Source organism: Chryseobacterium sp. C2(2020), assembly GCF_014218915.1.
Classification (GTDB): Bacteria; Bacteroidota; Bacteroidia; order Flavobacteriales; family Weeksellaceae; genus Chryseobacterium; species Chryseobacterium mucoviscidosis.
The window spans coordinates 56,058-69,533 of sequence record NZ_JACLCT010000009.1 but is presented as its reverse complement, the minus strand read 5'-3'; the positions used below and the strand labels follow the sequence as shown (position 1 = coordinate 69,533).

General features: G+C 34.8%; 14 protein-coding genes. 10 read left to right on the top strand and 4 right to left on the bottom strand.

Annotated features, from left to right (window positions below):
- Window positions 1–10 precede the first annotated feature (10 nt).
- Together H6W52_RS07405 and H6W52_RS07400 are read left to right on the top strand one after the other, a co-directional pair.
- The gene (locus H6W52_RS07405) at window positions 11–841 is read left to right on the top strand and encodes an FkbM family methyltransferase (protein ID WP_116097338.1); all 831 of its coding nucleotides are present in this window, start codon (window positions 11–13) and stop codon (window positions 839–841) included.
- Window positions 838–1,779: a glycosyltransferase gene (locus H6W52_RS07400; protein ID WP_116097336.1), complete on the top strand. Its 942-nt coding sequence runs from the start codon at window positions 838–840 to the stop codon at window positions 1,777–1,779. Before H6W52_RS07405 ends, H6W52_RS07400 begins: the two co-directional genes overlap by 4 nt.
- On the opposite strand, the gene H6W52_RS07395 is transcribed toward H6W52_RS07400, so the two are convergent.
- From H6W52_RS07395 to H6W52_RS07380, 4 genes are all read right to left on the bottom strand, one after another.
- Complete coding sequence (locus H6W52_RS07395; RefSeq protein WP_228457543.1) at window positions 1,771–2,700, bottom strand: hypothetical protein; 930 nt, start codon at window positions 2,698–2,700, stop codon at window positions 1,771–1,773. The genes H6W52_RS07400 and H6W52_RS07395 overlap by 9 nt on opposite strands.
- Window position 2,701: 1 nt before the next feature.
- Window positions 2,702–4,135 (bottom strand): MBOAT family O-acyltransferase, encoded by a 1,434-nt coding sequence (locus H6W52_RS07390; RefSeq protein WP_116097332.1) that lies wholly within the window; start codon window positions 4,133–4,135, stop codon window positions 2,702–2,704.
- Window positions 4,136–4,277: 142 nt separating this feature from the next.
- The gene (locus H6W52_RS07385; RefSeq protein WP_116097330.1) at window positions 4,278–5,306 is read right to left on the bottom strand and encodes an acyltransferase family protein; all 1,029 of its coding nucleotides are present in this window, start codon (window positions 5,304–5,306) and stop codon (window positions 4,278–4,280) included.
- Between the two features lie 25 nt (window positions 5,307–5,331).
- Entirely contained in the window at window positions 5,332–6,102 is a 771-nt protein-coding gene (locus tag H6W52_RS07380; protein ID WP_116097420.1) for a class I SAM-dependent methyltransferase, read from the bottom strand.
- 87 nt (window positions 6,103–6,189) lie between these two features.
- On the opposite strand from H6W52_RS07380, the gene H6W52_RS07375 reads away from it, so the two are divergent.
- The 8 genes from H6W52_RS07375 to H6W52_RS07340 all read left to right on the top strand — a co-directional run bounded on the left by H6W52_RS07375 (window position 6,190) and on the right by H6W52_RS07340 (window position 13,472).
- The gene (locus H6W52_RS07375) at window positions 6,190–7,029 is read left to right on the top strand and encodes a glycosyltransferase family 2 protein (protein WP_116097328.1); all 840 of its coding nucleotides are present in this window, start codon (window positions 6,190–6,192) and stop codon (window positions 7,027–7,029) included.
- Window positions 7,029–8,192 carry a glycosyltransferase gene (locus H6W52_RS07370; RefSeq protein WP_116097326.1) on the top strand — a complete coding sequence of 388 codons (1,164 nt, stop codon included), beginning with the start codon at window positions 7,029–7,031 and terminating at the stop codon, window positions 8,190–8,192. Before H6W52_RS07375 ends, H6W52_RS07370 begins: the two co-directional genes overlap by 1 nt.
- The gene (locus H6W52_RS07365; RefSeq protein WP_116097324.1) at window positions 8,189–8,752 is read left to right on the top strand and encodes an acyltransferase; all 564 of its coding nucleotides are present in this window, start codon (window positions 8,189–8,191) and stop codon (window positions 8,750–8,752) included. Before H6W52_RS07370 ends, H6W52_RS07365 begins: the two co-directional genes overlap by 4 nt.
- Window positions 8,753–9,904 (top strand): glycosyltransferase, encoded by a 1,152-nt coding sequence (locus H6W52_RS07360; protein ID WP_116097322.1) that lies wholly within the window; start codon window positions 8,753–8,755, stop codon window positions 9,902–9,904.
- Window positions 9,905–9,946: 42 nt separating this feature from the next.
- Complete coding sequence (locus H6W52_RS07355; protein ID WP_116097320.1) at window positions 9,947–10,504, top strand: serine acetyltransferase; 558 nt, start codon at window positions 9,947–9,949, stop codon at window positions 10,502–10,504.
- Window positions 10,505–10,750: 246 nt separating this feature from the next.
- The gene (locus H6W52_RS07350; protein WP_116097318.1) at window positions 10,751–11,419 is read left to right on the top strand and encodes a carbonic anhydrase; all 669 of its coding nucleotides are present in this window, start codon (window positions 10,751–10,753) and stop codon (window positions 11,417–11,419) included.
- Window positions 11,420–11,440: 21 nt separating this feature from the next.
- The gene (locus tag H6W52_RS07345) at window positions 11,441–11,740 is read left to right on the top strand and encodes a hypothetical protein (protein WP_116097316.1); all 300 of its coding nucleotides are present in this window, start codon (window positions 11,441–11,443) and stop codon (window positions 11,738–11,740) included.
- A 139-nt stretch (window positions 11,741–11,879) separates the two neighbouring features.
- A complete protein-coding gene (locus H6W52_RS07340; protein WP_116097314.1) occupies window positions 11,880–13,472 on the top strand; it encodes a SulP family inorganic anion transporter in 1,593 nt (530 codons plus the stop codon).
- Window positions 13,473–13,476 lie beyond the last annotated feature (4 nt).

Here is a 13,476-nt window from a genome sequence, read left to right as displayed (position 1 = left end):
AATTATAAACATGAATACAGTAAAAAAATTTAGTAATGTCCTATTTAAAGAAGGAGTTTTCAATTTTGTTAAAAGAAAACTCAATATCTCTTACCTCGACAGCGTTACCACATATACCATAAAATATAGAGAAAAAGAAACCAAAATAATTCTAAACAGACAATTCGGATTTGTTGACATGATGATCTTTAAAAATGGTATTTATGAAAAAGACATTATCGACGATATGTACAATGAGCTGGATAAAGGCAAAATAATGCTGGACATAGGTTCGAACATCGGTCAGCACAGTTTAATATTAAGCTCGTACTGCAAAGAAATATATGCCTTCGAGCCTATTCCCAAAGTATATCAACAGTTTAACAGAAGTATTGCGAAAAATAATATTAAGAACATAAAAACTTTTAATTTAGGAATAAGTAATAGAAAGGAAACCAAGGAATTCAATTTTATTGAGGATCATGCCGGAGCAAGTTCTTTTATAGACAGAGCTAATGAGCATACCAATAAAATAACCGTAAAAACAGATACACTGGAAAACACAATTGGAGAAATTCATTTTCATCTCATGAAAATAGATGTTGAAGGGTATGAAGCTGTTGTAATTCTTGGAAATAAAGAAATCATTCTGAAAAACAGACCTGTTATTTTTCTGGAATATGACAGACAATGGATTTCGGAAGAAGGCTCTTACACTCCTGATGATCTTTTCAACTTTTTCAATGATAATAAATTTGAAATATACAGCAGAGTGCATAATAAAGTCATTCAGAAAAGTGACTTTTCAAATGTATTCCAGGACAACTGGATTATAAAACCAATTAACATAGAGCTAAATTGAAAATCTCCGTCATAACTCCCGTTTACAATGCCGAAAAATATGTAACCCAAGCTGTGGAATCCGCTCTTCAGTTTGAGGAAGTATATGAGGTTATTTTAATTGAAGACCAATCTCCGGATAATGCCTTAGAAATCTGTAAAAAACTGGCTGAAAAATATGATCGGGTAAAGCTGTTTCAGCATCCCGACAAAGGAAATCACGGAGCAGGAAAAACAAGAAACTTAGGTCTGGAAAAAGCAACAGGAGATTTTATTGCTTTTCTGGATGCAGATGATTATTATCTGCCGAACCGTTTTGACGCCGAAAAAGAACTATTTAAAGATCCAAAAGTAGAAGGTGTTTACGGTGCTTTAGGAGTTCATTACTATTCTGAAAAAGCAAAAGAACAGTACTATAGCCTTTTTAAGGATAATTTAACTACCGTTTATAAGAAGCACGATCCCAGAGATGTTTTTCCGGGTCAGCTCAATATGAGAGGAAGCTTTGGGCTTTTCAGTATCGATTGTTTAACGATCAGGAGAGAATCTATGGTCAGAAAGCTCAATCCTTTTTTCAAAACGCATTTAAGGCTTCATCAGGATACAGAATTTTTGTTCAGACTGTCTTATTATCTTGATCTTTATCCCGGAATTCTGGATCAAGCAATAGCCATGAGAGGCGTTCATGAAAGCAACAGAATTACGGCTGTAGATTCTAAAAAAGTAAATCCTGCCATCACGCGGGTTCTGCTGTGGAAAGAAGTGAACGATTGGGCACGGAATGAAAAAACTATTCCTGAAGACGTAAAATTACACATCAAAAGAATGCACAGAAGCTACGAAATTGCTCTGACTCCCACTCTGAAAAAATGGGGAATGATCATTAAATATCTTTTTACAGATTACAGAAGTATCCGCTCTGGGCTTTACAATATTAATTTCAGAGAATATTTATTTTAACTGCTTTGTATTCGAAAGTATAGAATCCGCAATTTGTGAGGTAAAAACTTTTCCGGATTCTTTGTACATATGGTTTGCGTCTGTATAAATATAATCTTCAGCTTTTGAAGAAAAATCAAAGTACACTACATGATATCTTTTTGAAATAGTTTCTATACGTTGACTGAAATCAGGACTATATCTGTTTTCAACATTCATAATTTCACCCGAAGCAGGGATTCTTACAAGATATACACTTCCTTTATCTTTTAGAAATGTAATCATATCTTCCAGTGCCTGAATTCTTTTTGCAGATATTTTCTGTGTTTTAGCAAGATCTTCTTTGTAAAATTTCAGCTTGGCTTCTGCTCTTTTTTGTACAGAATCTTTTTCCATGCTTACATTTACTTCAAGCCATCCATTTTTATGTAAAAAAGTATTGGATCTTCCCGATTCTTCTCTTTCGCTAAAAATTTTAAACCAGCTTCTTGGATAATTCTTTAAAAGATATTCGTAATTAGGCGACATATCATAGCTGTACATATTTCCTAATGGAGAATTTTCTTTTTCCGGAAAATCTTTAGACTCATCAAATGATTTATTGACAGATAAATTCCAGGGATCAACAGTCAGTATAAAAACGCCATTTTTTGTATTCGGTTTAATTTTTCTTTTTAGAGCTTCCAGATAAACTTTTCCGTAAGGTGACTGAACGACATTGATGGCGAAATTATCAAACTTTTTATGAAGCTTACCTTCTAAAATATCCGGCTGAACAGCCTGAGAACCTCTGGAATCTCCCAGAATAATATTTTCAGGCTTTTCTACTGCGAAATGCATATAATTATCGTCTGTATTTCCATCTGCGAAAGAGCCGAGAACAGCCAAAACGACAGCACAGCCTACCAGATAAAATGATAATTTGAACAAAAATTTTTTCATACTAAAACTGAAAATAAATAAATTCATTATTCCCGAAATTAGCATACCGGAAAATGATAAAAATAATCACTGCGTACATAGCTCTTCTCAGCCACGGATGAAATCTTTCAATTTCCAAACCGTGAAAGCGGCTTCTGTTGAGCCATTCAACAATAAGCATTATTCCAATAAGAGCCATTACTTTATATGGAAAATGAGGAGGAACTGAAAAAATCGTCTTATTAAAAATTTTCCCAATATAAGAAACAGCCTCAAAAACAGATGCCGCGCGGAAAAAAATCCATGTAAAACAGGTAAGAGAAAAGGTAATTAAAATCTGAAAAATCTCCCTGATAGAAGGTAAAAATTTATCCATGGCAACAACTTCAAGATTTTGCCTGTTTTTATCCATCAGTAAAAGAGGCATAAAATACAAAGCATTCAATCCGCCCCAGATGATAAATGTCCAGTTAGCTCCATGCCAGAAACCCGAGACTAAAAAAATGATGAAAGTATTGCGGATCTTCATTATCAGTCCGCCCTTGCTCCCTCCTAAAGGAATATAAAGATAATCTCTGAACCATGAAGAAAGAGAAATATGCCACCTTCTCCAGAATTCTGCAATATCTCTTGAAAAGTAAGGGAAAGCAAAATTCTTCAGAAGCTCTATTCCAAAAAGTCTGGAAACTCCAAGAGCAATATCAGAATACCCCGAAAAATCACCATAAATCTGAAAAGCAAAAAGTATGGCTCCCAAAACCAGATTACTGGCACTTTCGGTGTGATAATGTGCGAAAATTTCATTTACCAGAGGCGCACAATTGTCTGCAATAACCATTTTCTTAAAAAAGCCCCAGAGAATTTGCCGCATTCCGTCTGCAGCTTGTTCATAATTAAATGTCCTTTTTCTCTGAATCTGTGGCAAAAGGTGGGTTGCTCTTTCAATAGGTCCCGCTACCAATAAAGGGAAATAACTTACAAAAACAGCATAATCTATAAAATTCCGCTCCGCAGAAATTCTCTTTTTATAAATATCAATCACATAAGAAAGACCGTGAAACGTATAAAAAGAAATTCCAACAGGAAGGACTATTTTTAACAGCCAGATATTGATGTGGAAACCAAAACTTCCAAAAAGTTCTGAAAAACTTTCTATAAAAAAATTATAATATTTGAAAAAACCTAAAAAGCCCAGATTTATAATAATACTGAGTGCTAACCAAAATGTGGATTCTTTTTTGCTTTTGCTTTTTTCGATCATAATACCGGAAACAAAATCCAGCCCAATAGAAAACATCAGCAGAAAAAGAAATCTCCAGTCCCAACAGGCATAGAAATAGAAGCTTGCTACCAGAACAAGTACATTCTGATGTTGGTACTTTTTATTAAAAACAAACCAATAAAGTATAAAAACGATTGGCAGAAAAATTAGAAAACCAATAGAATTAAATAGCATAGTATTCTTTTAAATTGAAGATTTTAAGAAAAACTTATGCAGAATATATTGATAAACAGCTATTATCAGGAACGAAAATAGGAAAAGGGAACAGCATTTCTGTCATAATTTATTCATTTATGTTTAACAAAAGTAAATATTTTTATCCGAATTTTATCTTCTTTAAATAATCTCTGCAGGGTTTTTCTATCAATTGATAAAAAATGCCTGAAATAATTATTAAAACAGGAATATAGATCCAAAAGATGATACTTCTATCATAGATTCTGAAATAATCCCACAAAAACGACCTTAAAATAAACAGAACAGGAATGTGAACAATGTAGATGGCATAGCTGATTTCTCCCATATATTCTAACGGCTTTATAGACATTATTCTGGTTAAAAAACCATTATTCAGAGAGATTAAAACAATCAGCGGAACAAAAAATACAGCCATTAATCCATCATGATAATATAGAGGTACAAACAGCAGGGAAAATAATATTAAACTGAAAACCAGAAATATCGCCCAGTCATAGTTTTTCTGTTTAAAATTTTTAACAAAAAATATTCCTGCAAGGTTTCCGATTAAAAATTCGTTAATATGCAATAACGGAAAGTATGAAATAAAATCATGACTTTTGGAAAATCTTCCTTCATACAATCCGGAAAACATAAAATAGTTGCAAAAAATCTGAGTGGCAATCCAGATTATAATGGCAATGATCCAAATCGATTTATTCTTTTTGGCATAAATATAATTGTATAGAAAAGGAAAGATCAGATAAAAGAAAAATTCTACCGAAATCGACCATCCCGGAAAATTTAAAATTAAAGCTTTACCGGAAAGCCAGCTCTGGACACCAGACAAATATGCAATAATCGGGAAAAAAGCAGTTTCCTGAGACCGAATCAACAAATAGAGAAGCAATCCAACTACATAAAGTGGATAAATTCTTGCGACCCTGTTGCGGTAAAAATCAATATAATTTATTTTTTCTTTGGAATGATAAGCAACGATCATTATAAATCCCGAAAGAATAAAAAAATAACTTACTCCGATATTCGCCTTAGCAAAAATCTCCGATATATATTTTATTTTATAAACGAAAACGCCTTCACCATAATGAAAAATTACAATTGCTATTGCGGCTAAAAATCTTGTAAACGTAATCTGACTAATTTTCACGAATCAAAAATACATTTAAAAGTTTTTATTTAACAAAAACACCAATGTATTTTCCTTCGTATTCTACTACCGTAGTTTCAATATTATTTTTTTCACAGAAATCCTGATATGCAGAATTGTCTCCAATATCATCGCTAATAAAAACTCCGCCTTTTCTCAAGTGCCTGTAAAGCTCATTATAAGCCCAGAATCTTCCGTTATAACTCTTATCAGAATCATAATGTACAACGTCAAAAGATGCGTTGTCTACAAAGATTTTCGGTAACGATTCTTTGTCTGCAAAACGGAATAATTTCCAGTGAGATTTCAGATTTTCAGGAACAATACATCCCACATACTGATCGCCGTCCTGCGCCAAATAAGGCATATCCGAACTGTATAATGTTCCGTTTCTCTTAGTTAAGGAAAGTAATGCTGCCAAAGAAGACCATCCATACGCAACGCCGGTTTCCACTGCATTTTTAGCATGGGTAAATTCGCAGGAATAATAAATCAGTTCTAAAGCTCCTGCTCCTCCCATTTTAATCGGGCATTCATTCTGTCTTCTTTCAGAATCTTTTAAAATTTCAGCGAAATCTTTCTGAAAAGGATCAATATCGATCCCGAAAAGCTGAGAAACCGCCTGCTTTTGAGAAACCGCTCTGGATGCAGCCCAGGAATTTGTTTTTTCTTTTCCTTTAAAAGCATTTCCCCGGTTTACGGTATTTTTTACAATTTTACGTCCTAATTCAGGGTAAAGATCGGGTCTTTTAAGATAGGCTATAAACGTTTTGAGAACTCTGGATATTTCGCTCACTGTGTTAAATTTAAGCAACAAAAATAAAGATTTTTCTGTTATCTTTAGGATATAATTATCTTTGTAAAAATTTATTAACACAATAAGATGAAGTTTTCTGTTCTGATTGCCAATTACAACAATGGAAAATTCTTTAAAGAATGCTATGATTCTATTATAGCACAAGATTACAAAAACTGGGAAGCGATTATTCTGGATGACGCTTCTACAGACGATTCCGTGGAGGTAATTAAAAAATTAACCGGCAGTGATGAACGTTTTAAAATTTACAGAAATGAAGAAAACAGCGGTGTAGGAATCACAAAAAGCAAACTGATTGAACTGGCAGAAGGTGATATTTGCGGCTTTGTAGATCCTGATGACGCTATTACACCGAATGCGCTCTCTTCAAGCATAAAAATTTTTCAAAAGCAACGAAATGTTGTTCTTACTTACAGTAAATTTGCAAAATGTGATGAAAATCTGAAAATTCTGGAGGTTCCAAAAATCGCTCAGCAGGTTATTAATAACAGTCCGTACTTTTTTAACTGTCCCGTAAATATCGTGCATTTTGTATGTTTCAGAAAAGAGATTTACAACCAGACAGAAAAGATGAATACTGTGATGAAAATTGCAGAAGATCAGGATTTGTATCTGAAAATGTATGAAAAAGGAAAAGTAAAGTTCATTAATGAAACAAATTACCTATACAGGCTTCATTCCGGAGGTATTTCTCAAAATGACAACCGCCCCAAATCGAGGGAATATTTTGCCAAAGTCATTTTCAACACCATGAAACGCAGAAAGTTATCTTCCATAAACGGAAAGGCAATCCCGAAAGAGTACAACAGTTCTCAGGAAATCTACAGACTTTTAGAATATCAGAATTCACTTTCATTCAGAATAAAAAAGAAACTGATCATACTTGCTCAACAAATCTTTAGTTAATGACGAAAAATAATAAAATAAAGGTGCTTTTCAGGCATCGTTCTATGGAAATGGGCGGTGTGGAAAAAGTAGTTTTAAGTATGTTGAATCATCTTAACAAAGATACATTCGACATGACGATCTGTTTAAATATGAATCAGGGAGAGCTGAGAAACGAAATTCCCACTCATGTAAGAAAAGTTTACCTTACTGAAGGCAGAGAAGATCTTTCAAAAAATCCGCTTATCCAAAAACTACAATTAGCAAAAAGAAAATTAAGACTTCAGAATGCTTTGAGAAATCCTTCCATCGCTCAGAAAATTCTTAATGATGAATATGATGTAGAAATAGCTCCTACTTACGCTGCTTTTTCTGCGGTTCTCCATTCTGTTAATAAAAAATCAAAGAAAATAGGCTGGTTTCACTCCGATATTACTTTGCCGAAACTTCAGCCTTTGGTTCCTGAAATTTTAAAGCAGATTCCTCAATTTGACTATTTTATTTTTGGATCTCAGCAAACGAAAGATATTTTAATTCAAACCTATCCTGATCTTAAAATTCCCGAAAATCAGGTTATCTTAAATGCGATTCCTATTGATGAATTAAAACAGAAAGCTTTAGCTTTTAAACCTGACTTACCAAACAAACCTGTTTTCGTTTCTGTTGCGAGACTTCACAGCCGAAAAGGTTTTCATAAACTCATGGAAGCGCACGCAAAATTACTGAAGGATGATTTCGATCATCATATCATCATAATCGGCGACGGCGAGGAAATGAATAACCTGAAAAAACAATCGGAAGAACTTGGAGTAACGGACAGTTTTAAATTATTAGGATCTTCTATGAATCCTTATCCATATGTAAAAAATGCAGATTTTTTCATCCTTCCATCCGAATCTGAAAGCTGGCCTCTGATTATTGCCGACAGTCTGATCCTTCAAAAACCAATTATTTCAACCAACGTAGGAGGAATTCCTGAAATGATAAAACACGGAAAGACAGGCTACCTCATCAATTATGAAACGGAAGAGATGTATGAATCCATGAAAAAATTTCTTACAGAACCCGAATTAATTGCCGAAATCAAGAAAAATCTCATCAATATTGAAGAACAGTTTGATAATCAGAAGATTTTTAATGCTGTAGAAAATATCATTATTAATTTAGCAAAAAAAGAACAATGATTTTCCTTTACCGTCTTATTCTGAAAATTCATACCACCTATCAAAAGATCATTCAGAAGATTTATATTAAAATTTCTGTTGCGAGAGGACTGAAGGTGGGGAAAGATGTAATTTTTGTTGAAGCTCCTGATTTTGGTTCAGAACCTTTTTTAATTGAAATCGGCGACAGAACAAAAATTACGGCGGGCTGCAAATTTATTAATCATGACGGCGCAATGTATGTCATCCGAAGTATGGAAAAATATCAGGATGCAAGAAATTTTGGAAGGATAAAGCTGGGGAAAAATTGTTTTGTAGGAAACAACTGTATTTTTCTTCCCGGATCTCAGATGGGAGACAATTGTATTTTGGGAGCCGGTTCCGTACTGAATTCAAGTATGCCCGACAATTCTGTTTATGCCGGAACTCCGGCAAAATTTATTTGTACGATGGAACAATATGGAGATAAAGCACTGGAAAACAATGTAATGTACCCGAGAGAACTGGAACCTGAAAGAGCAAAACTTGAAGCTTACATTAAAGAAAACATTCCTCATGTTTACAAACCCGTAAAGAAATAAATGGCTGAAAAAAAGAAAATTCTTATCCGTATAGGCTCTCTGCGTCATGGCGGAGCAGAAAAAGTTTTGGTGACTTTTTTGAAAAACCTGCCTTCCGATAAGTATGAGATTGATTTGCTGCTGAATCTGAATTCAGGAAAATATCTGCCTGAAGTTCCCGGCTGGATCAATATTCTGCATCTTCATCAAGGTGAAATGATTACCACGAACCGTCCTCACGAAATTCCGAGAAAAGCAGCACGGGTAATCCATGAAAAGATTCTTAAAAAATTTCCGAATCTTCTTTATAAGGGTAAATTAAAGAATAAGCAGTACGACATAGAGTTCGCTGCCATCCACGGAATGCGGGATGAAATTTTAGGATCTCCTTTAAAAAGTTCAAAAAAAATAGTCTGGATTCATAACGATCTTTCACAGGTGAAAGGTTATACCAATGATGAGATCCGTAAGTTTTTCGGTTTTGACAAAATCATGGTGATTTCTGAAAAAATTAAGCAGCTTTTTCATGATTTAGCTAAAAATGAAACGGAGAAACAGAAAATTGTAAAGATTTATAATCCTTTAGACACCGAAGAGTTTCTCGCCAAAGCAGACCTTCCAGTTCTAAACTATCAGTTTGATCAGGATGTTCCTACATTTATATCCGTAGGAACTGTTTTTCCACAAAAAGGGTTCGACAGGTTACTGAAAGTTCATAAAAAACTTTTGGATGAAGGTTTTCAGCACAAAGTTTTAATTGTTGGCGACGGGTATGATTTCGAAAACATTAAAAAACTAAAATCCGAGCTTGGCATTGATGAAACAGCAACCATGTTAGGATTTACAGACAATCCTTATCCTTATTTTAAAAATGCTGATTTTTATATTTTAAGTTCGAGGTATGAAGGTTTTCCAACTGTTCTTTTTGAAGCCATTACCCTGAAAAAGAAAATTATTTCTACGGAAGTTTCCGGAGCAAACGAAATGCTAAATAATGGTAAACTGGGTCTCATTGTCGAAAATTCTGAAGAAGGAATTTATAACGGAATGAAGAAAGCATTGTCTGAACCTGAGTTTTTCAACAAATATCCGGAAAGACTTATGAATTATGAAATGCCTTTTAATCTGAAAAATTCCGTAAGCAAAATTGTTTCTATTGTGGATGAATTGTAACTGATTAAAAATTTAAACCTGTAGAATTATTACATTTGTGGTATGGCAGAAAACTATTCCATTCTTCAGAAAGATTTTTACCGGGAAAGCGGAAAATGGCTTTCTCCATTTCAGATCTGGGCAAAATGCATCAATCCGAACCTTCATTTTATTTATGTTTTAAGAAAAGCACAGCAATATCTAAAAACGCCGTTGCTGAGTATTTTCTGGAAACTTGTTTTAAGACATTATCAGATTAAGTACGGCTTCCAGATCTATCCCGAAACAGAAATCGGGGAAGGTTTTTATCTAGGGCATTGGGGAAGTCTTGTGATTAATCCCAATACTAAAATCGGGAAAAACTGTAATATTGCACAAGGCGTAACCATCGGACAGCAGAATCGCGGAAAAAATCAGGGATTTCCAGCCATTGGAGATGAAGTGTGGATTGGAACCAATGCCGTTATCGTGGGAGGAATTACCATTGGAAACAATGTCCTTATCGCGCCAAATGCCTACGTAAATTTTGATGTCCCTGAAAATTCTGTCGTGATGGGTAATCCGGCAAAAATTTATGAATCCGAAAAAGCAACTGAAGGGTATATTAATAATAAGATCTGATAAATAAAAATATTTTAGCTATCGTCATCAAATTGTTTGTAATTTTAGCATAGAATTATTACAACCATATAAAAAAACATAAATTAATGATCTCTTTTATGATTTTAAGCATATTTTAATATTAAACTTTGTTAAAAGTAATTGGAATGTGACCAAAAATTATATTTTTGCATCATTATCGATTTGGTCTATTGATTTTAAAATTAATTTAAACCAAATAAATAATTAATCCTTTAAAAAGCTCTTATGTCACAGTCGTACAAAGCTATTTTTGAAAACAACAGAAAATGGGTAGAGTCTAAAATTGCGGAAAACCCTGAGTTTTTTCATGATCTTGCCAAAACCCAGCATCCGGATTATCTTTACATCGGATGTTCAGACAGCCGCGCGACTGCAGAAGAACTGATGGGAGCCAAACCGGGAGAAGTTTTTGTCCACAGAAATATTGCCAATGTGGTGAATACTCTGGATATGAGTTCTACAGCCGTTATTCAATATGCCGTGGAACACCTTAAAGTAAAAGACATTATTGTTTGCGGACATTACAACTGCGGAGGTGTAAAAGCAGCAATGACTTCTCAGGATCTGGGATTGCTGAATCCATGGTTAAGAACCATCCGTGATGTATACAGACTGCATCAGGCTGAACTGGATTCTATTACAGACGAAAACAAACGCTACGACAGGCTTGTAGAGCTGAATGTACAGGAACAGTGCATTAACGTTATCAAAATGGCGTGTGTACAGGAAAGATATATTTTAGAGGAATATCCCGTAGTTCACGGTTGGGTTTTCGATCTGAGAACCGGAAAAATCATCGATCTTGAGATCGATTTTGAAAAAATATTAAAAGATATCCAGAAAATTTATAACCTTACCAGCTCAGACTGGGTGATGAGCAGAAAGACCAAATAATTTTTATATAAAGAATGTAAAATGAAACTCTGGAGTATTATTACATTACTGTTTTTTCTCAACTTTACGGCTTTACCGAGTATTGCCGAAGTTTTCGGTTGGGATCTTACAAGAACCAATGTAGTAATTAATGAAGAAGAGCCACATTCCCACCCTTCAACTTTTACCGTTTACGAAAAAACACTTCCTAAAACTTTAGATGTTTTCGATTATCTGAAGTTTTATGAACCTTCACTGGAAGACAGATCGTTTGTACTGATAGACGATTCTTTTCATCTGTCTCCATTACTTACCATATTTTCTCCGCCTCCGGAAGCGTAATTTTACCGTTAGATTTTTTTGATAGCTATTCTTTGTCATACCATTGATATTGAATAAACACGTGCTTTAAAAATTACATTTTCCAAACTTTACAACGGTCTGTTCATAAAAACAGATCACTATTCACAGCATTTTCATCATGAAAAAAACATCATTAATCGGAGGAATTAAGGAGAATTTCCCTTCAGGACTCGTGGTATTTTTAGTAGCGCTTCCTTTATGCTTAGGGATCGCATTGGCTTCTGGAGCCCCGCCTTTGTCCGGAATCATTGCCGGAATCGTCGGAGGTCTTGTTGTAGGATCCATCAGTAATTCGAATATTTCCGTTTCAGGTCCTGCAGCGGGATTAACGGCAATTGTTTTAACTGCCATTACAGATCTTGGCGCATTCGAACTTTTCCTTTGTGCCGGAATTATTGCAGGGTTGCTTCAATTGATTTTAGGATTTATAAGGGCGGGAAGTATTTCCAATTATTTTCCTAATAACGTGATCGAAGGAATGCTTGCTGCCATCGGAATTATCATTATTTTGAAACAGATTCCCCACGCTTTGGGATTTGATAAGGATTATGAAGGACATGAATCTATATTCGACAATGGTCTAAATTTCGGATATTTTACAGAATTATTCGGAGCGATTCAGCCGGGTGCGATCATTATTACCTTAATTTCAGTAGCAATTCTTATTACCTGGGACAGAGTTCCTGCTCTTAAAAGAATTAAAATGCTTCCCGGAGCTCTGGTTGCCGTTGTAACAGGGATTATCCTGAATCAGATCTTTAAAATGACAGGAAGCTCATTGGAAATCCAGACCCAGCATTTGGTTTCTCTGCCCGTTCCACAGTCTTTTGATGACTTTAAAAATCTTGTGACGATGCCGGATTTTAACGGATTCACCAATCCGAAAGTGTGGATTGCAGGAGCAACAATCGCTATTGTCGCTTCTATTGAAACCCTGCTTTGTATTGAAGCTTCCGACAGACTGGATTTACAGAGAAGAATTACCGACACCAATCTGGAACTAAAAGCTCAGGGAATCGGAAATTTGATCAGTTCATTCATCGGAGGACTTCCGATGACTTCTGTGGTGGTAAGAAGTTCGGCAAATGCCAATTCGGGAGCAACCTCAAAATTATCAACCATTATTCATGGAATTTTATTGCTAATATGCGTTCTGTCGATTCCGGTAGTTTTAAATTTAATTCCACTGGCGACTTTGGCAGCAGTATTAATTATGGTAGGTTATAAACTGGCAAAACCTGCTACGTTTAAACATTTCTGGCATTTAGGAAAGTTTCAGTTCATTCCTTTCATTGCAACGGTGGTGGCTGTTGTGGCAACCGATTTGTTAAAAGGTGTTGGAATAGGTCTTGCTATTTCAGTATTCTATATTCTTCAGGGAAATATGAAAAGAGCTTATTATTTAAGCCGTGAGAAGCTGGATGATGCAGATGAAATAAAAATGAAACTGGCGGAAGAAGTTTCTTTCCTGAATAAAGCAGCTATCAAAAAAACATTAAAAAACATTCAGCCAAATTCTAAAGTAATTATTGATGCAAGAGAAACGTCCTACATCGCAACCGACGTTTTGGAAATGATTCAGGATTTTGCCAATATCCGTGCAAAAGAAGAAGACATTACGGTTGAATTGTTAGGATTTAAAACGTCTTACAGAGATTATGAAAGAGACGAAGAATCTCACATTTTAGTTACGCATAAAAGAGCAATGTAAGCTC